This window comes from Rhodococcus sp. NPDC127527 (assembly GCF_042672245.1).
Classification (GTDB): Bacteria; Actinomycetota; Actinomycetes; order Mycobacteriales; family Mycobacteriaceae; genus Rhodococcus_G.
Genome location: NZ_JBHXVP010000023.1, coordinates 19,945 through 40,170, shown reverse-complemented (window position 1 = coordinate 40,170; position 20,226 = coordinate 19,945). Strand labels below are relative to the sequence as shown.

Sequence of the window (20,226 nt, the reverse complement as noted above, 5' to 3'; positions counted from 1 at the left end):
CTCAGATGCCGGTCGGGAGGTCGCCCGGCAGCAGGTTCTGCGGTGCCTGGCGCAACGTCCATCTCTTCGAGCCGGTTCGGGTCAGCACCCACACCACGTCGTAGCGATCCTCCGGCCACGGGCCGGGGACGTCGGTGTCCACGCTGCCGATGGCAGCGACGATCTCGGGCAGGTACTCGCGTTGCCAGGAAACCAGCACCGGGCCGGGCGTGCGCACCAGGGTCTTGGCGAGTGCCTTGATGTCGGACCTGCCGAAGCCGGTGTCCACGGTGACGCCGAGCGCAGCGGCGAGCGGGATCACCGTTTGCACCGGCCGCCTGCTGCCGTTCTTCTTCCTCGGGGTCGATGCGAACAACGCGACCGGCCGCGCCAGTCCGGAGGCAGAACCGGCGGCGCCCGGTGCGAACAGGCCGACCAGGGCGTGGGCCCGCTGCCAGCCGGTGGGCGTGAGCGATTCGTCGCAGCGGGCACCCGCCTCGTCCACGCCGAACGGAGGGTGGTCGCCGTCGGGTCGTTCGGCGTGCCGGATGAGCATGATCGTCGACGCGTGCGAGTCCAGGTCCCCGGCCATGCCGGCCATTCTCGCCGATCTCACCCCGGGGTGATGGGAACCAGCCGTCGGTCAGGCCGCATGATGGTTCCCGTCGCTCGTGGGGAGGGCGGTCTGCAGGAGTCCCCAGGAGAACTGCGCCCGGCACGCCGTGCCGTCCAGCGCCGCGAACTCGGCCGTGACGTGGCTCGCGACGGGGCCCGCGGCCGCGCGATAGCGGACTGGTGCGCAGGCGATTTCGAGGTCGTCGACGGTGACGATCCACGGCCGCAGATCCTCCGGTGTGGCGATCGCCGGCGCAGGGGAGCCGGCGATCCGGGCGAGCCGCTCGTCGACCACGGCGCCACCGGGGCCCGAAGTGACCTGGAACTGCAGGCCGGGCCACAACGGCATCGGCCAGGCCTCGACGGTCAGCTCGCCGACGAGCGGCACCCTGCGAGTGGTCACGACCGCGGGCGACCCCAGCGCGAGGCGGTACCGGGTGGCCCCACCGGGAAAGTGCCCGCGCAGACCGCGCTGCCACTGGGCATGCGCCGCGCGAAGGTCGGTCCCGCTCTTGCCGAGGGTCTTCATCGCGGCCGTGACGAGGGCGGGCTGGTAGTCGTTCATCCGCCGCAGCAGCATCAGCTCGAAGTTGACGACGCCAAACCCCGTGAGCGGCATTCGGTCGAGGGTCATCGGACCTCCTCGGTTCGACGGAAGGGTAACAACAGGCCGGGTAACCGGTTAAAGTGGTGACATGGAGAGTGGGTCGACCTGGGCGGTACCCCTGAGGTCACGCGAGGGCGTCGAGTTCTCGGTGGTCACCGGTGCGGCCTGCATCGACTTCGTCTACACCGGTGGCCTCGGCGACCGCGCCCGGTGGGAGTCCCTGCATCGCCCCGAAGACCTGGCAGCGTGGGCCGTCGCATCGCGGCTCGTGCGCGACGCTGTCCCGCTGTCCGAGATGGTGGTCACGGATGCGGATCTCGAGGCCGCGATCGAGTTGCGGGAAGTGTTGTGGCGCAGCATCAACAGGCTTGCCGACGGCGCGCCCGTCGACCGCACCGACGTCACGGCTCTGAACGCGTACGCGAGCCGGCCCGACCTCGCGCCCCGGCTCGGCGACGGCGGGCTCACCGTCGCGACGCCGATCGCGGCGTCCCAGCTCCTCTCCACCTTGGCCAGGGACGCCATCGCGCTGGCGGGTGGGCCGCTGCGCGCGCGTGTCCGACGCTGCGCCGCGCCCGACTGCCCGCTGCCGTTCGTCGACACGTCGCGGCCGGGTACCAGGCGTTGGTGCGCCATGGCGCGCTGCGGAAACCGGGACAAGGCACGAACGAGACGACGGATGGAGACGCGCGATGACCGGAGTGCGTGAGGTGGGCCTGAGCAAGGACGTGGGCTGGGAGATCGGCGTGTCGAAGACGTTGCCGTACCAGCTCGAGGAGGTCTGGCGGACGGTCGCCGGAAATCCCGCCGCCTGGCTGGGGGAGGGCGCGCGGCTGCCGGACCGGCCGGGCGGGTCGTGGACCGCGGACGACGGCACCCGCGGCGAACTGCGCAGCCGCCGAGACCACGACCGGATCCGGCTCACCTGGCGCCCGCCGTCCTGGACTCACGACAGCACCGTCCAGGTGACGGTGCGGTCGGCGGCGACGGGGACGACGGTTCGGTTCCATCAGGAGCGCCTGAGCAGTGCCGCCGAGCGTGCGTCGCAGCGCACGTACTGGCAGTGCGTGATGGCAGGGCTCGAGGCGGCGCTGGCGCAGTCGCGCGACCAGGAGGCATAGCATTTCGGACATGCCCGAGCCCCTCGCCGTCGCCACGTCGCCCGAGATCGCCGAGGCGGTCCCGGCCCTCGCGGTCCCGGTGGGTTCGCTCGAACAGCACGGTCCCCACCTGCCGCTCGACACCGACACCCGGATCGCCGTCGCCGTTGCCGCCGCGCTGCCCGGACTGACCCTGGCGCCGGCCATCGCCTACGGGGCCAGCGGGGAACACGAGGGATTCGCGGGAACCGTGTCGATCGGCAGTGCGGTGCTCCAGTCGGTCGTCGTCGAGTACGGGCGGTCGGCGTGTCGCTGGTCCCCGCGCGTGTTGCTGGTGAACGGACACGGCGGCAACGCCCCGGCACTCGCCGCGGCGGTCGCGCTGTTGCGGTACGAGGGTCGGGACGTGGCCTGGCTGCCGTGCGCGGTTCCCGGGGCGGACGCCCATGCCGGTCATACGGAAACGTCTCTACTGCTGCATATTTCACCGGAGGTGGTGCGTCTTGACTTGGCCGAACCGGGGGACCTGCGGCCGATAGGCGAGATCATGCCCGCGATGCGCCGCGGCGGCGTCGGGGCGGTCAGCGACAACGGGGTGCTCGGCGACCCGACGGCAGCGGACGCGAACGCGGGCGCACGCATGTTCGAGCAGATGGTGGCGCGAGGTGCGGCTGCCCTCGCGCGGTGGCAACCGGACGATCGTGGCATGTTGCGGTGAGAGCAGATCCGAATACGATCACCTGATGCGCCAAGCTCGACTGCCCGACGGGTTCGGGGTGAGAATCGACCCGAAGGTGCGCACCTTTTCCGACGGGCGCGTGCTCATCGGCGGATCGCCGACCCGAATGCTCAAGCTCGCGCCGACCGCCGCCGCGATGATCGGTGACGGCTACCTGAAGGTGGTGGACCCGCAGTCCGCCGCCGTCGCGCGCCACCTGCTCGACTCCGGGGTGGCGAACCCGCGGCCGATGAGCTCGCCGCCGAGCCAGGACGTCACCGTCGTCATCCCCGTCCGGAACAACACCGCGGGCCTGAACCGTCTGCTGCCCGCGCTGCGCGGACTGTCGGTCATCGTGGTGGACGACGGGTCGGATCACCCCGTCACCCCGCCGCCGGTCGACGACGGTCGCGGCAGCGTACGGGTGCTCCGGCACGATGCCTCGCAGGGTCCCGCGGCGGCTCGGAACACCGGACTTTCCTCCGCAACAACAGAATTCGTGGCGTTTCTGGACTCGGACGTGGTGCCCCGGGTCGGCTGGCTCGAATCCATGCTCGGTCACTTCAGTGATCCCGCCGTTGCCATGGTTGCACCACGCATCATCGCGCTCACACCCGAGGGCGGGGCGATCGCCCGGTACGAGCACGCGCGATCCTCGCTGGACCTCGGTCGCAAGGAAGGTCCGGTGCGCGCCGGCAGTGCGGTGTCGTACGTGCCCAGCGCGGCGATGCTGGTGCGGCGGCGCGCGCTCGAGGAGTGCGGCGGCTTCGACGATGCCATGCACGTGGCCGAGGACGTCGACCTGTGCTGGCGTCTGCACGCCGCGGGCTGGCGGCTCCGGTACGAGCCGATCGCCCATGTCGCCCACGACCATCGGGTCTCGTTCCGCACCTGGTTCGGTCGCAAGATGTTCTACGGCACCGGTGCCGCCCCGCTCGCCGCCCGGCACGAGGGTCAGGTGCCGCCGGTCGCGATGTCCGCCTGGACCCTGGTGGCGTGGCTGCTCGCGGCGACCTGCACGCGGATCGGGCTGCTGGCGGCGATCGGTACGCAGGTGGTCACCGTGATCCGGCTGCGCCGCACGTTCGGGGAACTGGACAAACCGACCCGCATCGCGGTCGTGCTGGCGGTCCAGGGGCTTGCCGGCGGGGCCTGGCAACTCGCGTCCGCGATGTGCAGACACTACTGGCCGGTCACCGTGGTCGCGGCTGTGCTCTCCCCGAGAGTGCGCCGCGCGGTGATCGCGGTGGCGGTCGCCGAGGGTGCGGCCGACTGGTGGACGCACCGCGAGCCCGGCGGGCTCGGACCGGTCCGGCACGTGGTGTTCAAACGACTCGACGACCTCGCCTACGGCGCCGGACTGTGGCGGGGCGCGGTCGGCGAACGCAGCGCCGCGGCGCTGACCCCGCGCCTGAACGGCTGACGGTCGTGCCGGCTTCGGAACCGGTGGCCGACGTGGTCGTGGTCGGCGGCGGTTCCGGAGGGTGCGTGGTCGCGGCGCGGCTGAGCGAGGATCCCGACCGCACAGTCGTTCTCGTGGAAGCAGGCCCGGACGGGGCGCGGTCCGGGCCGATCGGGACCCTCCCGGTGGGCCCCGGCAGTCGGTTGGTCTGGCGCTATCCCGGCGAACTGCAACCGGGCCGGGGAGTCACCATCGCGCGTGGCCGGACCCTGGGCGGGTCCGGCGCCGTCAACGGTGGCTACTTCGTGCGGGGTACCGCCGCGGATTTCGAGTCCTGGCCGGCGAACTGGTCGTACGCCGAGGTGCTGCCCTACTTCCGCAAGCTCGAGACGGACCCGTTCGGCGACCGGCGATGGCACGGCGACAGCGGACCGATGCCGATCACCAGGACCGCACGCGCGGCGCTGCACCCCATCAGCGCGGCCTTCCTCGACGCTGCCACGGCGACGGGCTTCGGCTACCGCGCCGACCTCAACGAGCCGCACGCAGTGGGGGCCGGACCGGTGCCGCTCAATGCCTCGTCCGGTGCCCGGGTGAGCACCGCCGCGGCGTATCTCGGCGCCGCAACCGGCCGCCCGAACCTGCGGGTGCGCACCGGCGAGGTGGCCCGGCGAGTGGTGGTCGAGGGGGGCCGGGCGGTCGGGGTGGAGGTCGGATCCGGCGCGCGCTCCAGGGTCCTGCGCGCCCGCACGGTGGTGCTGTGCGCGGGGGCGGTGGGTACGCCGCACCTGCTCATGCACTCGGGAATTGGTCCGGTGCAGGAGCTTTCGCGTCTCGGTCTGCCGGTGGTCGTGGATCGGCGCGGCGTCGGGCAGGGATTCGAGGATCATCCGGAGGTCGCTCTCGGGTACCGGCGCGTGCGACCGTCGCGGCACGAGTCCGGCCGGGCGATCCTCGAGGTCGTGCTCGAGGCCGACGGAATCGAATTGCGTCCGTACACGGCACCTTTCGGTGACATCATCGCCGGTGTGGACGATCCGGTCGCGCGGATCGGGGTGGCGTTGACCGCACCGGACAGTCGCGGCGAGGTGGTGCTGCGGTCCGCCGACCCGGCCGATCCGCCGCTCGTGCGATACCACTACCTGCGGTCGGCGAAGGACCGTGCGGCCATGCGATCCGGGCTCGAGCTCGCGCGGGAGTTGCTGGCCTCGCCGGGGTACGCGGGACTCGCCGACCCGCTCCCGGCGAGCACGACCGCGGACGGGATGTTCGAGAACCTGGGGACCTCGATGCACCTGTCCGGCAGCTGCCGGATGGGCGCCGTCGACGACGCGGACGCGGTGGTCGACGACCGCTGCCGGGTGATCGGTGTCGACGGGTTGTCGGTGGCGGACACCTCCGTGATGCCCGTTCTGACCTCGCGCGGCCCGCACGCCACCGCGGTGATGATCGCCGAGCGGGTGGCGGCCTTCCTGGACGCCTGACCAGCAGACCTGCGCCCAGCCGGGCTGTGACCGGCGTTACAGTAGGGGGGACGTCACGGAGGGAATCGATTGACCACAACTCCGAACGGCAACCCGTGGGTGGCCGTCCGACCAGATGAGGACATCGCTGTCCTCGCCCGCACGGTGTCGACCGCGCACCGCTCGTTCGTCGACAGCGGGCGGTCGTCCGTCGTCGAGCGGCCGGGCGCGTCCCCGGTGCGACCGGTGGTGTTCGACTCCTGGCTGCGCAGTCGCAGCCGCGGCATCGATCCCGACGGTATCGACGAGTCGGGCGACATGGGCGCCCGGGAACTCGACGAGTACCGCGACTCGCATCCGATGGCGCTGATCCGGCCGGTGGTGCGCAAGCTCCTGGTCGAGGATGCCGCGGACACCGGGCTGCTCGTGGCGATCAGCGATGCCGCGGGCCGGCTGTTGTGGGTGGAGGGCGACTCCACGGCGAAGGATCGCGCGCTCGCGATGAACTTCGTCGAGGGCGCGGACTGGAGCGAGGAGCGCGTCGGTACCAACGCACCCGGCACCGCGCTCGCCGTCGATCACTGCGTGCAGATCTTCGGGGCCGAGCACTTCAGTCGCAACGTGCACGACTGGAGTTGTTCGGCGGCGCCTGTGCACGACCCGATGAGCGGGCAGATCCTCGGCGCCATCGACATCACCGGCGGTCCCCGGGTCGCGGTGCCGGAGGTGCTCGCGCTGGTGCGTGCCACGGTCGCGGCCGCGGAGTCCGAGTTGCGGTTGCACCTGCTCAATTCGCCCAGGCTGTTGGGCTCGGCCCCGCCTCGGCTGGCGGTGCTCGGCTCGGAGCGACCCACCCTGATCCGGGACGGCGATCGGATACCACTGTCGCGGCGGCACGCGGAGATCCTGCTGCTGCTCGCCGACCACCCCGAGGGTCTGAGCTCGGACCAGCTCGCAATCCTGCTCGACGAGTCCGAGCTCGACGCGGTCACGATCCGTGTCGAAATGTCCCGTTTGCGTAAGGTTTTCGGTGCGGAGGGTTTGGGGTCCCGGCCGTACCGACTGCTCACCGAACTGAGTTCCGACGTCGACGAGGTCCGCCGCTCGCTCGAACAGGGGGATGCCGCCGGAGCGCTCACCGTCTATCGGGGTCCGGTGCTGCCGGGATCGGTGGCGCCCGGCATCGAAGACATCCGGGCTCAGCTGCGTGGCCGGATGCAGGCGGCCCTGCTGCGCGCGGGCGACCGGACCCTGCTCGCGCGGTGGACGTCCACCGTGGAGGGCCGTGAGGATGCGTCGGCCTGGGCCGCGTACCTCTCCTCGCTCGACCCCGATTCCCCGATGTATGCCCAGGTCGGGGCGCGGATTGCCCTGCTCGACGGACAGCTGAGCCGATGAGTTCGGCGCACGCAACGTAGTTGCAACCGTCGGGCTCGTAGTGTTCCGGATCACACCAGCGACTACACGGTAAGGAGTCCCGATGACCGTCTACGCCCGCCCGGGTACACCCGAGGCACTCATGTCCTTCCAGCCGCGTTACGGCAACTACATCGGCGGCGAGTGGATCGCGCCGATCAAGGGGCAGTACTTCGAGAACGCGACCCCGGTCACCGGCCAGGTCTTCTGCGAGATCCCGCGCAGCACCGCGGAGGACATCGACCTGGCCCTCGACGCCGCGCATGCCGCCGCGCCGAGCTGGGGCAAGACGTCCGTCGCCGAACGCGCGGTGATCCTCAACAAGATCGCCGACCGGATCGAGGAGAACCTCGAGTCGATCGCGCTCGCCGAGTCCTGGGACAACGGCAAGCCGATCCGCGAGACGCTCAACGCGGACATCCCCCTCGCCGTGGACCACTTCCGCTACTTCGCGGGAGCCATTCGTGCGCAGGAGGGTTCGCTGTCGGAGATCAACTCCGAGACCGTCGCCTACCACTTCCACGAGCCGCTCGGCGTGGTCGGTCAGATCATTCCGTGGAACTTCCCCATTCTCATGGCGGTGTGGAAGCTCGCGCCCGCGCTGGCGGCGGGCAATGCGGTGGTCCTCAAGCCGGCCGAGCAGACCCCGGCGTCGATCCTGTACCTGTTCGGCATCATCGGCGATCTGCTGCCGCCCGGTGTCGTGAACATCGTCAACGGCTTCGGCACCGAGGCGGGCAAGCCGCTCGCGTCGAGCCCCCGTATCAAGAAGATCGCGTTCACCGGTGAGACCACGACCGGCCGGCTGATCATGCAGTACGCCTCGCAGAACCTGATCCCGGTCACCCTCGAGCTAGGCGGCAAGAGCCCGAACATCTTCTTCTCCGACGTGCTCGCCGCCAACGACGACTACCAGGACAAGGCGCTCGAGGGCTTCACGATGTTCGCCCTCAACCAGGGCGAGGTCTGCACCTGTCCGTCGCGTTCGCTGATCCAGGCCGACATCTTCGACGAGTTCCTGGCGATGGCCGCGATCCGCACCAAGGCCGTCCGGCAGGGTGATCCGCTCGACACCGACACGATGATCGGTGCGCAGGCCAGCAACGACCAGTTCGAGAAGATCCTGTCGTACATCGAGATCGGCAAGGCCGAGGGCGCGCAGCTGATCACCGGCGGCGAGCGGGCCGATCTCGGTGGCGACCTGTCCGGCGGCTTCTACATTCAGCCGACGGTCTTCACCGGCCACAACAAGATGCGGATCTTCCAGGAGGAGATCTTCGGTCCGGTGGTGTCGGTGACCTCCTTCAAGGACTACGACGAGGCCATCGAGATCGCCAACGACACCCTGTACGGCCTCGGTGCGGGCGTGTGGTCGCGCGACGGCGGCGTCGCCTACCGGGCCGGCCGCGACATCCAGGCAGGCCGGGTGTGGACCAACACGTACCACCAGTACCCGGCGCACGCGGCGTTCGGCGGCTACAAGCAGTCCGGCATCGGGCGCGAGAACCACCACATGATGCTCGACCACTACCAGCAGACCAAGAACCTCCTGGTCAGCTATGCGTCGAAGGCTCAGGGCTTCTTCTGAGTCACACGGCAACGTGAACGGCCGGGGCGTCCGTCGCACCCTCCGCCCCTCGGCGGACGCCCCGGTTTCCCATCAGCGGCGCAGGAGGACCAGATGACCGACACGATGGCGCCCGGCCGCATCGTCGCCACCGTCGGAGCGGTCGATCTGCTTCGCCGCCTTCGCGACGTGCACGGCCCGCTGATGATGCACCAGTCCGGTGGCTGCTGCGACGGCTCGGCCCCGATGTGTTATCCCGCAGGTGAATTCATCGTCGGTGACCGCGACGTCCTGGTGGGAGTGCTCGACCTGCGGCTGGCGGTCGGGCAGCTGCCCGCAGAACTGCCGCACGGCGACGATGCCGTGCCCGTGTGGATCTCGGGCCCGCAGTTCGAGGTGTGGAAGCACACCCAGCTGGTGCTCGACGTCGTCCCCGGCCGTGGCTCGGGGTTCAGCCTCGAGGCGCCGGAGGGCATGCGCTTCCTCAGCCGGGCGAGGGCCTTCACCGCCGACGAGGTCCGTGGCCTCGCCGCGGACGACCCCGTCACCGGCGAGCAGTGGGAGTCGGGGCGCCGCCCCGCCCCGCCCGTCGAACCTCAGGTCGTCGCCGAGGCCGCGGACGCCTGCCCGGTACCGACAACCGGTGGCCGGTCGTAACGCGACCGACATCGGTCCATGACGTGAACATTCCAAACTGACTCTCGGCGCCGCGCCCTGGTGTGGTCGCGTGCCGTCGTGTGATCATTTCAGGAGAAGGAGGTCGCCATGGCGATCACCGTCAACAAGTCCCAGCACGAAGAGTTCCACAACGAGGACAGTGAGTACCTCGCGAAACGAACCCTGAAATCGGGTTCGGCGGGCTGGCTGCTGCTCGCGGGACTCGGCGTCAGCTACGTGATCTCGGGGGACTACGCGGGCTGGAACAACGGTCTGGCCCAGGGTGGATTCGGTGGTCTGTTGATCGCCGCCGTCATCATCGCCGGCATGTACCTGGCCATGGTGCTCGGCATGGCGGAGATGTCCTCGGCGCTGCCCGCGGCGGGAGGTGGGTACACCTTCGCCCGGCGCGCACTCGGTCCGTTCGGCGGATTCGCCACCGGCACAGCGATTCTCATCGAGTACTCGATCGCACCGGCGGCCATTGCCACGTTCATCGGCGGCTACGTGGAGTCGCTGAACCTGTTCGGGATCACCGACGGCTGGTGGGTGTACCTGGCCGTGTACGCAATCTTCATCGGCATCCACCTCACCGGTGCCGGTGAGGCGCTGAAAGCGATGTTCGTGATCACCGCGATCGCGCTGGTCGGACTGGTCGTGTTCGCGGTGTCGGCGTGGGGGCTGTTCGAACCGAGCAATCTCACCGACATCCCGGTGGATGCCGGAGCCTTGGGCAGCTCGTCGTTCCTGCCGTTCGGAGCGTTCGGCATCTGGGCCGCGATTCCGTTCGCCATCTGGTTCTTCCTTGCGGTCGAGGGAGTTCCGCTGGCCGCCGAGGAGGCGCGCGAGCCGGAGAAGAACGTGCCCAAGGGCATCATCATCAGCATGCTGTTGCTGATCTTCACCGGGGCGACCGTGCTGTTCCTTGCCACCGGTGCGCTCGGCGCGAACGCGCTGTCCACGTCGGGGAACCCGCTGGTGCAGGCGCTCGGTGACGGCAGCGCCGCGAAGGTCGTCAACTACATCGGACTCGCCGGCCTGGTCGCCAGCTTCTTCTCGATCATGTACGCCTACTCCCGGCAGACCTTCGCCCTCTCGCGGGCCGGCTACCTGCCCACCAGCCTTTCGGTGACCAACTCCCGCAAGGCGCCGATGCTCGCCCTGATCGTGCCGGGCATCGTCGGGTTCGTGCTGTCGCTGACCGGCGAGGGTGCGATGCTGCTCAACATGGCGGTGCTCGGCGCGGCGGTGAGCTACGTGCTGATGATGATCAGCCACATCGTGCTGCGACGCCGCGAGCCGGACATGCCGAGGCCGTACCGCACCCCGGGCGGCGTCGTGACGACGTCCTTCGCGTTGGTGGTCGCGTGCGCCGCGGTGATCGCCACCTTCCTGGTCGACCCCACCGCGGCGATGTGGACGGTCGGTGCGTTCGCGGTCTTCATGGCCTACTTCACCTTCTACAGCAGGCACCACCTGGTCGCGAACTCGCCGGACGAGGAGTTCGCCGTCCTTGCCAAGGCGGAGGAAGAGCTCGAATGACCTTGTACACGAAGACCATCGGCGGACGCAGCTACACATTCGACGGACTCGTCGACGTGATGGCGAAGGCCACCCCGCTCCGCAGCGGAGACGAACTGGCCGGTTGCGCGGCCGGCTCGGATGCGGAGCGGGCCGCGGCGCAGTGGGTTCTGGCCGACATCCCACTCGACGTGTTCCTCCAGGACTTGCTGGTGCCGTACGAGGACGACGAGGTCACCCGGCTGATCATCGACTCGCACGATCGCGTGGCCTATCGACAGATCTCGCATCTCACCGTCGGCGGCCTGCGGGACTGGCTGCTGGCGACGGCGGCCGGTGAGGGCGCCGCGCAGGCGTTGCGGGCGGTCGCGCCGGGCCTCACTCCGGAGATGGTCGCCGCGGTCAGCAAGATCATGCGCAACCAGGACCTGATCGCGGTGGCCCGCGCGGCCGTCGTCACCGCGGGATTCCGGACCACCGTCGGGGTGCCGGGCAGACTCAGCACCCGACTGCAGCCGAACCACCCCACCGACGACCCTCGGGGGATCGCCGCCGCGACCCTGGACGGCCTGCTGCTCGGATGCGGGGACGCGGTGATCGGGATCAACCCGGCGACCGACTCGCCGCACGCCACCTCGGACCTGCTGCACTTGCTCGACGAGATCCGGCAGCGCTTCGAGATCCCCACCCAGTCCTGTGTGCTCTCGCACGTGACCACCACGATCGACCTGATCGGCGCCGGCGCGCCGGTGGACCTGGTGTTCCAGTCCGTTGCGGGGACCGAGGGCGCGAATGCCGGCTTCGGCGTCGACATCTCGCTGCTGCGCGAGGGCAACGCCGCGGGACGATCGCTGGGCCGCGGCACCGTCGGCGACAACGTGATGTACCTCGAGACCGGGCAGGGTTCGGCGCTCAGCGCGGGCGCGCACCTGGGGACCGGCGGCAGACCCGTCGACCAGCAGACCCTCGAGACGCGGGCGTACGCGGTCGCGCGGGATCTCGAGCCGCTGCTGGTGAACACGGTGGTCGGCTTCATCGGGCCCGAGTACCTCTACGACGGCAAGCAGATCCTCCGGGCCGGGCTCGAGGACCACTTCTGCGGCAAACTGCTCGGCCTGCCGATGGGCGTCGACGTCTGCTACACGAACCACGCCGAGGCGGACCAGGACGACATGGACACCCTGCTGACCCTCCTCGGGGTGGCCGGGGCAGCGTTCGTGATCGCGGTGCCCGGCGCCGACGACGTGATGCTCGGCTACCAGAGCCTGAGCTTCCACGACGCGCTGTACGTGCGGCAGGTGCTGGGGCTGCGGCCCGCTCCGGAGTTCGAGGCCTGGCTGCAGAAACTGGGCATGGTCGACGGGAGGGGCCGGGTGCTGCCGCTGGATGCGGCGGCCTCGCCGCTGCGTGCACTGACGGGGGCGCTGTGAGCATCGAGCCGAATCACGAGACGCCGCAGGACTTCTGGGCGGAGCTGAGGAGAAGCACCCAGTCTCGGATCGGTCTCGGCCGGGCCGGTGACGCCCTGCCGACCGAGCAGATCCTCGAGTTCCGGTCCGCGCATGCCGCGGCCCGCGATGCGGTGCACCAGCCGCTGGACGTCGACCTGCTCGCCGGGCAGGTCGAGGCGGTCGGGTTGGGTGTCGCCGCGCGGGTGGCGAGCCGGGCCACCAGCCGTGCCGAGTACCTTCGCCGGCCCGATCTCGGGCGCCTGCCCGCCGACCTCTCCGGTGTGCCCCACAGCGGGGCCGAGGTGGGATTCGTCCTAGCGGACGGCCTTTCGCCCCGGGCACTGGCGGACCACGGTGCCGCACTGCTGTCGGCGCTGACGAGCGAGCTCGCGGACCGGTACTCACTGGCGCCGCCGGTGATCGCGACCGAGGCCAGGGTGGCGCTCGGCGACCACATCGCAGAAGCGCTGGGAGTCGCGACGGTCGTCGTCCTGATCGGTGAGCGTCCCGGACTGTCGGTGGCCGACAGTCTCGGCATCTACCTCACCCACCTGCCGAGGCCGGGCCGTACCGACGCCGACCGAAACTGCATCTCCAACATCCACCCGCCCGAGGGGCTCGGGTACCAGCAGGCCGCGCACGTGGTGTCGGGGCTGCTCGCGGGGGCCCGCAGGCTGGGGCGCTCCGGGGTGGACCTGAAGGACACCTCGCGTTCGGACGCACTGGCCTCGGGCGAGGTCCTGACCATCGAGTGAGTTGCCCGCGCCTCCGGGCGCGCCTCACATCTGCGAAACAAGGAGTGATTCATGGTGATGACGCATGCCCGCGCCACGATGTGGGCCGGTACCGCCGCGGCCGCTCTCGTGCTGGTCACCGGGTGCGGTGCGAACACCCCCACCGACGATGCCGCGCCCACCGCGGCCGCGAGTGAGTGCGGCGGCCTGGATCCCGCGCTGCAGTGGTACGGCGACAATCGCGCAGCCCTCGACCGGCTGATCGCGGAGCGGGGCGACTGCTCGGGCGGCGGCGATGTCGCTGCCGGTGCCCCGCTCGCCCTGTTCGACTGGGACAACACCGTCGTCAAGAACGACATCGGCAGCGCGACCGCCTACTGGATGATCAAGAACGACAAGATCCTCCAGCCGGCGGGCGCGAACTGGTCGAGCACCAGCCGGTTCCTGACCCCGGCCGCAGCGGATGCCCTGTCGGCCGCCTGCGGGACCGAGACCGCGCCGGGCCGGGCGCTGCCCACGAGCACCGACACGGGCTGCGCCGACGAGATTGTCGCGGTGCTCGACGAGCGGACCCGCACCGGCCGGCCGGCGTTCCAGGGCTACGACCACCGCCGGACCAAGGCGGCCTACGCCTGGGCAGTGCAACTGATGGCCGGGCACTCCGAGCAGGAGGTGGCTGCCTTCGCGGAGGCGGCTCGGGCGGAGAACCTGGCCGCGCCCGAGGGGGCCGAACAGACCGTCGGAAGCACCCGGGTGGACGGCTATGTGCGCTACTATCCGCAGATCGCGGACCTCGTGAAGACGTTGCGCGCCAACGGTTTCGACGTTCGGATCATCTCGGCTTCCGCGGAGCCGGTGGTCCGGGTGTGGGCCCGCGAGCTCGGCCTCGCCCCCGACCGGGTGATGGGGGTGCGGCCGGTGGTCGCGGACGGCGTGCTCAGCGGCCACCTGGTCGGGTGCGGCGGTGTACCGGACGGCGAGGACTCGGTGATCCCCTACATCGACGGCAAGCGGTGTCAGGTCAACGAGGTGGTGTTCGGGGTGCGCGGTCCCGCCGCGTTCGACCCGCTGCCCACCGAGCGCCGGCAGGTGTTCGCGGCCGGCGACTCCGTCACCGATGTCACCTTCCTGTCCGACGCCACCGGCGGGCGGTTGGTGATCAACCGCAACAACGCCGAGCTGATGTGCAACGCCTACGACAACGCGGACGGCCGGTGGTTGGTGAACCCGATGTTCCTCGATCCGAAGGGCCGGGCCGACGCGCCGTACCCATGTTCGGCGACCGCGTTCACCGCAGCGGACGGGGCGAAGGCGCCGGTCCACCGCGCGGACGGCACGGTGATCGCCGACCAGGTCGACGCGGTCTTCTGAGGGTGCCCGGCCGGCGGGCGGAGCGGGTTTCCTATGTTGTCATCCGTGACGCAGAACCGGCAGAGCATCGAATTCCGCGGCGGCATCGGGACGATCGCCGCAGACCGCTGGCGCGGCGCCGCGGACGTGGAGGCGCGCGGCACCGTGCTGATGCTGCACGGCGGCGGGCAGACCAGGCACTCCTGGTCCCGGGCCGCGTCGAATCTGGCGCGGTCCGGCTGGACCGTCTACACGCTCGACGCCCGCGGTCACGGCGACAGCGACTGGGCGCCCGACGGCGACTACCGGATCGACGCGCTGGTCGGTGACCTGCGCGGGGTGATCGAGCAGATCGGTGTCCAACCGGTGGTGTTCGGGGCCTCGCTCGGCGGGATGACCGGACTGATCGGCGAGGGGGAGGGGCCCGGGCTGACCCGCGGCCTGGTGCTCGTCGACATCACCCCGAAGGTGGAGCCGGAGGGGGTCGCGCGGATCGCGGAGTTCATGCGCGGCAACCCCGACGGGTTCGCCAGCCTCGAGGAGGTTGCGGACGCGGTGGCCGCGTATCAGCCGCACCGGGAGCGGCCGGCGAACATCGAGGGGCTGCGCCGCAATGTCCGCGAGCGCGCGAACGGCCGGTTGTACTGGCACTGGGATCCGGCGTTCACCCGGCCCGGCAGCCTCGCGGACAGCCCGACCGCCTCACACGGCCGGATGGTGGACGCGGCCCGGGCCATCACCGTGCCCACCCTGCTGGTGCACGGCGGGCGGTCGGACATCGTGAGCACGGACGGTGTCGACGAGCTGCTGGGCCTGATCCCGCACGCCGCTGCGGTCAACGTCTCGGCGGCCGGGCACATGGTGGCCGGCGACGACAACGCGGTGTTCGTGGCGGAGGTCGGCGGCTTCCTGGACACGCTCGTGTAGTTGGATTGAGCTCGTCCCGGCGACCGGCCGGCGGCATCCGACTCTTCGAGGAGATCTCCCATGGCATTCGCCGGCAACGTCGACGAGCTCGCCCTGCTGCAGACGGTGCGATTGAAGGGCGCCGTGACGGCGGCAGTGCTGGCCGCGCAGCTCGGGGTCGCGGAGGCCTCCGCGCAGGCCGCGCTCGACGCCCTGATCGCGGCGGGCCGGGCCGAGGCAGGCGCCGACGGCGCGGTGGCGCTGACCGAGCCGGGCCTGAAGGAGCTGGAGGACCAGCTCGACGCCGAGCGGGTGTCCATCGACGAGGGCCTCTTCGCCGAGGTGGTCGAGCGGTTCGAGCCCCTCGACGTCGAGTTCGCCGAGGCGGCGGGCGATGCGGGCAAGCTCGCCGAGCTGGATCGTCGTGCGGCGGACGTCTTCGACGACGTCTCCGCCTACGTGCCGCGCCTGGCGCGCTACCAGGAACTGCTCGCCGGCTCGGTCGAGGACGCCGACGCCTACGCGGTGGTGTGGTCGGAGCTGCGCACGGAGATCCTCAGCGCCGCGGGCCGCTAGGTCTGCCGCGACGCCGGACCGACCGTCACGGGTGATCGTCGGTCCGGCTCCCTTGGAGTTCAAGGTGCGGGGCCTCTCCGCGGCGGCGGCCACCTACACTTCGGCACATGGCGGACGTCCGCGTGGGCATCTCCGGGTGGGTGTACCCGGCGTGGCGCGGCGGCTTCTACCCCGAGGGACTGGTGCACCGGAAGGAATTGGCGTACGCCGCCGACCATCTGACGTCGATCGAGATCAATGGGTCGTTCTACGCACTGCAACGACCGTCCAGCTTCGCGAAGTGGCGGGACGAGACACCGGACGGCTTCCTGTTCGCGGTCAAGGGCGGTCGCTACATCACCCATGTCAGGCGGCTGGTCGACGTCGACACCGCGCTCGCGAACTTCTTCGCCTCGGGCGTGCTCGCGTTGGGCGAGAAGCTCGGGCCGATCCTGTGGCAGCTCCCGCCGAACCTGCAGTTCGACGCGGAACGCCTGGCCGCCTTCGTCGCACTGTTGCCGAGGACGACGACGGAGGCGGGCCTGCTCGCGCAGCGGCGCGACGACAAGCTTGCCGACGACCGGGTTCTCACCACCACCGATGTCGAGCGGCCGCTGCGCCACGCCATCGAGGTCCGGCACCCCAGCTTCGCCGTGCCGGAGGTGACCGCGCTCGCCCGCGAGCACGGCATCGCCCTCGTCGTGGCGGACACCGCCGGCAGATACCCCCGGATCGAGACCCCCACTGCCGACTTCGTCTACGTCCGGTTGCACGGTGACCGCGAGTTGTACGCGAGCGGTTACACCGATGCGGCACTGGACAACTGGGCCACGAAGATCCGCGGCTGGACCGCGAGGGGGCTGGACGTGTTCGTGTACTTCGACAACGACGTGAAGGGGTACGCCCCGTTCGACGCGATGGCCCTGCTGCACAGGTTTGGGTGATCCGGGTCACTCCTCCCCCCTTTCGGGGGTGGTTGCGGAGTGAGCCACATCACTACCTTCCCTCGTAGTCGGTGATGCCCGTCCGGGCGTCGCACATGGCGCGAGGAGAGGGACAGATGACGACAGTGTCGCCAGCCGAGGCCGCGGCGATCGCTACTCCGCAGACACGGACAAGCGTTCGCCGAGTGGCTGTGGCGAGTTGTATCGGCACCACCATCGAGTTCTACGACTTCTTCATCTACGGGACGGCCGCGGCGCTGGTCTTTCCCAAGGTGTTCTTTCCGGCACTCGGATCCACCGCCGGCACGGTGGCTTCGTTCGCGACCTTCGCGGTCGCCTTCATCGCGCGCCCGGTCGGCGCGATGCTCTTCGGGCACTACGGCGACCGGATCGGACGCAAGAAGACCCTGATCTCCACGCTGCTGCTGATGGGCATCTCCACCATGCTCATCGGACTGCTGCCGAGCGCGACCGCGATCGGCGTCGCGGCCCCGATCATCCTGGTACTGCTGCGATTCGGGCAGGGCTTCGCGGTCGGCGGCGAGTGGGCGGGCGCGACACTGTTGACCGCCGAGTACGCGCCGCCGGGCAAGCGCGGCCTGTATGCCATGTTCCCGCAGCTCGGCCCCGCCATCGCATTCATCCTCTCCAGCGGCACCTTCCTCGTGACCGGTGCCGTGCTCGGCGACTCGAACGAGACCTTCCTCGACTGGGGCTGGCGAGTGCCGTTCCTGTTCTCCGCCGTGCTGGTGGGCATCGGTCTGTACATGCGCCTCGCAATCGAGGAGACACCGGTGTTCCGCGCCAACCAAGCGAAGCAGGCGGGCGAGACCTCGCGGGGACTGCCGTTCCTCGACGCCTGGCGGTACCAGAGCAAGGAGATCCTGCTCTCGGCCGGCGCGCTGGCCACCCTGTTCGCCTTCTTCTACCTCGGCACCGCGTTCCTCACCAGCTACGGGACCAAGACACTCGGCTTCAGCCGCCCGTTCGTGCTCGCGATCGGCATCGCGTCGGCGGTGGTCTTCGGCATCGCGATCATCGCCTCCGCGCTGTACTCCGACCGGATCGGCCGCCGCAAGGTGATCATGGCGTCCTGCGTGGCGGCCCTGGTCTGGGCGCTGGCGCTGTTCCCGATCCTGGACACCGGCTCGCCGGTGGCGTTCGCGCTGGGCATGTTCGGCACCCTGGCCATCTTCGGTGTGGCGTACGGACCGTGCGGCGCGTTGCTGCCCGAGATGTTCGCGACCAGGTACCGCTACACCGGTGCCGGACTGGGCTACAACCTGGCAGGCGTGCTCGGTGGGGCGGTCCCGCCGTTGATCGCCGCGCCGCTCGCGGCCTCGTTCGGCAGTATCGCCATCGGGTTCATGCTCGCGGGGCTCGCCGTGCTGAGCTTCTTCTGCACGAAGGCGCTGGTCGAGACCAAGGATCACGCGCTCTGAGGCGCCGCGGGGCGGGGCTGTCCGGACATTGCACAGTTACGGACGCCCCGCACCGCGGACTATGTCGTACATCACAGCCATTCGGTAGGTTCGAATCACACAGGGCCCCGCCCGTGGGCCAGGCGCCGCACCCGGCGCGGGAGAGGAATTGCGCTATGACCACGCCGCTGCCGAGTTACACCTCCGGCGTCTGGGATGCCCCGATGTTGGGCGACACCATCGGTGACAACTTCGACCGGACCGCGGCCGCGCACGCCGACCGAGAGGCGCTCGTCGACCACGCGTCCGGTCGCCGATGGACCTACGCCGAGCTGCGGGCCGAGATCGACGCGCTCGCCGCCGGGCTGCTGGCGAGGGGGCTGGTCAAGGGGGACCGGGTGGGTATCTGGGCGCCGAACTGCCCGGAATGGACGATGATCCAGTACGCCACCGCCAAGATCGGCGCGATCCTGGTCAACATCAACCCGGCCTATCGCTCGCACGAGCTGCAGTACGTGCTCGAGCAGGCCGGGATCCGGATGCTGGTCTCCGCGGCGAGCTTCAAGACCTCCGACTACGCGGCGATGATCGAGACGGTGCGGCCGCAGTGCCCCGACCTCGAATCGGTCATCCTGCTCGGCAGCGACGACTGGCGGGCCCTGGCCGCCGACGGTGTCGCCGCCCGGACGGCCGATCCTGCCGCGCTCGTCGCCGCGCAGGCGGGATTGTCCGCGGACGAGCCGATCAACATCCAGTACACATCGGGCACAACGGGATTTCCGAAGGGTGCCACCCTGAGTCACCACAACATCCTCAACAACGGGTACTTCGTGGGCGAACTCTGCCACTACACCGAGGCGGACCGGGTGTGCATCCCGGTGCCGTTCTATCACTGCTTCGGCATGGTGATGGGCAACCTCGCGTGCACCAGCCACGGCGCCACCATGGTGATCCCCGGGCCCGCCTTCGATCCGACGGCCACGCTCGAGGCGGTGCAGGCGGAGCGGTGTACGTCCCTGTACGGGGTGCCGACGATGTTCATCGCCGAGCTGGCGGACCCGGAGTTCGACAGCTACGACCTGTCCAGCCTGCGGACCGGGATCATGGCCGGCTCGCCGTGCCCGGTCGAGGTGATGAAGCAGGTGATCGAGCGGATGGGGATGACGGAGGTGTCGATCTGCTACGGCATGACCGAGACCTCCCCGGTGTCGCTGCAGACCCGCTCCGGCGACACCATCGACCAGCGGGTCTCCACCGTCGGGCGGGTCGGACCGCACCTCGAGGTCAAGATCGTCGACCCCGCGACAGGACTGACCGTGCCGCGCGGGCAATCCGGCGAGCTGTGCACGCGCGGCTACTCGGTGATGCTCGGGTACTGGAACGATCCCGGCAAGACTGCCGAGGCGATCGACGCCGCGCGGTGGATGCACACCGGAGACATCGGGGTGATGGACGAAGACGGCTATGTCGCGATCACCGGCCGGATCAAGGACATGGTGATCCGGGGTGGGGAGAACGTCTACCCCCGGGAGATCGAGGAGTTCCTCTACACCCACCCCGACATCCTCGACGCGCAGGTGATCGGTGTCCCCGATGACAAGTACGGCGAGGAACTGATGGTGTGGATCCGGATGCGTGAGGGCGCAGTCGACCTCGACGCGGAAGCGGTGCGCGCGTTCTGCACCGGGAAACTCGCCCACTACAAGATCCCCCGATACGTCCACGTCGTCGACGAGTTCCCGATGACCGTCACCGGCAAGATCCGCAAGATCGAGATGCGCGAGAGGTCGGTCGAGCTGATCGGTCGGGCATAGGCGGAA

At 70.0% G+C, this 20,226-nt stretch carries 19 protein-coding genes; 17 read left to right on the top strand and 2 right to left on the bottom strand.

The window, feature by feature from the left end:
* Position 1: 1 nt before the first annotated feature.
* Complete coding sequence (locus tag ACFVH2_RS24255; RefSeq protein WP_378421491.1) at positions 2–571, bottom strand: hypothetical protein; 570 nt, start codon at positions 569–571, stop codon at positions 2–4.
* A gap of 51 nt (positions 572–622) precedes the next feature.
* Positions 623–1,228, bottom strand: coding sequence for a hypothetical protein (locus ACFVH2_RS24250; protein WP_378421489.1), 606 nt, complete (start codon positions 1,226–1,228; stop codon positions 623–625).
* 61 nt (positions 1,229–1,289) lie between these two features.
* Here ACFVH2_RS24250 and ACFVH2_RS24245 point away from each other — a divergent pair, with 61 nt between their 5' ends.
* The 17 genes from ACFVH2_RS24245 (at position 1,290) to ACFVH2_RS24165 (ending at position 20,220) form a co-directional block, all read left to right on the top strand.
* Positions 1,290–1,910 carry a CGNR zinc finger domain-containing protein gene (locus ACFVH2_RS24245; protein WP_378421487.1) on the top strand — a complete coding sequence of 207 codons (621 nt, stop codon included), beginning with the start codon at positions 1,290–1,292 and terminating at the stop codon, positions 1,908–1,910.
* Positions 1,894–2,322, top strand: coding sequence for an SRPBCC domain-containing protein (locus tag ACFVH2_RS24240; RefSeq protein WP_378421485.1), 429 nt, complete (start codon positions 1,894–1,896; stop codon positions 2,320–2,322). The genes ACFVH2_RS24245 and ACFVH2_RS24240 overlap by 17 nt, the downstream gene beginning before the upstream one ends.
* 10 nt (positions 2,323–2,332) lie before the next feature.
* Positions 2,333–3,019, top strand: a complete 687-nt coding sequence (gene mftE / locus ACFVH2_RS24235) for a mycofactocin biosynthesis peptidyl-dipeptidase MftE (protein WP_378421483.1) — start codon at positions 2,333–2,335, stop codon at positions 3,017–3,019.
* Between the two features lie 25 nt (positions 3,020–3,044).
* Positions 3,045–4,442 (top strand): mycofactocin biosynthesis glycosyltransferase MftF, encoded by a 1,398-nt coding sequence (gene mftF, locus ACFVH2_RS24230; protein ID WP_378421481.1) that lies wholly within the window; start codon positions 3,045–3,047, stop codon positions 4,440–4,442.
* Between the two features lie 5 nt (positions 4,443–4,447).
* Positions 4,448–5,905, top strand: coding sequence for a mycofactocin system GMC family oxidoreductase MftG (gene mftG, locus ACFVH2_RS24225; RefSeq protein WP_378421479.1), 1,458 nt, complete (start codon positions 4,448–4,450; stop codon positions 5,903–5,905).
* 69 nt (positions 5,906–5,974) lie between these two features.
* Positions 5,975–7,282 (top strand): transcriptional regulator, encoded by a 1,308-nt coding sequence (locus ACFVH2_RS24220; RefSeq protein WP_378421478.1) that lies wholly within the window; start codon positions 5,975–5,977, stop codon positions 7,280–7,282.
* 82 nt (positions 7,283–7,364) lie between these two features.
* Positions 7,365–8,888 (top strand): aldehyde dehydrogenase family protein, encoded by a 1,524-nt coding sequence (locus tag ACFVH2_RS24215; protein ID WP_378421476.1) that lies wholly within the window; start codon positions 7,365–7,367, stop codon positions 8,886–8,888.
* A 93-nt stretch (positions 8,889–8,981) separates the two neighbouring features.
* The gene (locus tag ACFVH2_RS24210) at positions 8,982–9,524 is read left to right on the top strand and encodes a DUF779 domain-containing protein (RefSeq protein ID WP_378421474.1); all 543 of its coding nucleotides are present in this window, start codon (positions 8,982–8,984) and stop codon (positions 9,522–9,524) included.
* A gap of 108 nt (positions 9,525–9,632) precedes the next feature.
* The gene (eat, locus tag ACFVH2_RS24205) at positions 9,633–11,066 is read left to right on the top strand and encodes an ethanolamine permease (RefSeq protein ID WP_378421473.1); all 1,434 of its coding nucleotides are present in this window, start codon (positions 9,633–9,635) and stop codon (positions 11,064–11,066) included.
* Positions 11,063–12,475 carry an ethanolamine ammonia-lyase subunit EutB gene (locus ACFVH2_RS24200; RefSeq protein WP_378421471.1) on the top strand — a complete coding sequence of 471 codons (1,413 nt, stop codon included), beginning with the start codon at positions 11,063–11,065 and terminating at the stop codon, positions 12,473–12,475. Before eat ends, ACFVH2_RS24200 begins: the two co-directional genes overlap by 4 nt.
* Before the next feature lie 2 nt (positions 12,476–12,477).
* Entirely contained in the window at positions 12,478–13,251 is a 774-nt protein-coding gene (gene eutC, locus ACFVH2_RS24195; protein ID WP_378422163.1) for an ethanolamine ammonia-lyase subunit EutC, read from the top strand.
* Positions 13,252–13,302: 51 nt separating this feature from the next.
* Positions 13,303–14,601: a haloacid dehalogenase-like hydrolase gene (locus ACFVH2_RS24190; RefSeq protein ID WP_378421470.1), complete on the top strand. Its 1,299-nt coding sequence runs from the start codon at positions 13,303–13,305 to the stop codon at positions 14,599–14,601.
* A 33-nt stretch (positions 14,602–14,634) separates the two neighbouring features.
* Positions 14,635–15,507: an alpha/beta fold hydrolase gene (locus ACFVH2_RS24185; protein ID WP_378421468.1), complete on the top strand. Its 873-nt coding sequence runs from the start codon at positions 14,635–14,637 to the stop codon at positions 15,505–15,507.
* Between the two features lie 60 nt (positions 15,508–15,567).
* A complete protein-coding gene (locus tag ACFVH2_RS24180) occupies positions 15,568–16,062 on the top strand; it encodes a hypothetical protein (RefSeq protein WP_378421466.1) in 495 nt (164 codons plus the stop codon).
* Between the two features lie 107 nt (positions 16,063–16,169).
* Positions 16,170–16,985 (top strand): DUF72 domain-containing protein, encoded by an 816-nt coding sequence (locus tag ACFVH2_RS24175; protein ID WP_378421464.1) that lies wholly within the window; start codon positions 16,170–16,172, stop codon positions 16,983–16,985.
* 116 nt (positions 16,986–17,101) lie between these two features.
* Positions 17,102–18,427 (top strand): MFS transporter, encoded by a 1,326-nt coding sequence (locus tag ACFVH2_RS24170; RefSeq protein ID WP_378421462.1) that lies wholly within the window; start codon positions 17,102–17,104, stop codon positions 18,425–18,427.
* 155 nt (positions 18,428–18,582) lie between these two features.
* Entirely contained in the window at positions 18,583–20,220 is a 1,638-nt protein-coding gene (locus tag ACFVH2_RS24165; protein ID WP_378421460.1) for an AMP-binding protein, read from the top strand.
* The last annotated feature ends 6 nt before the right edge of the window (positions 20,221–20,226 follow it).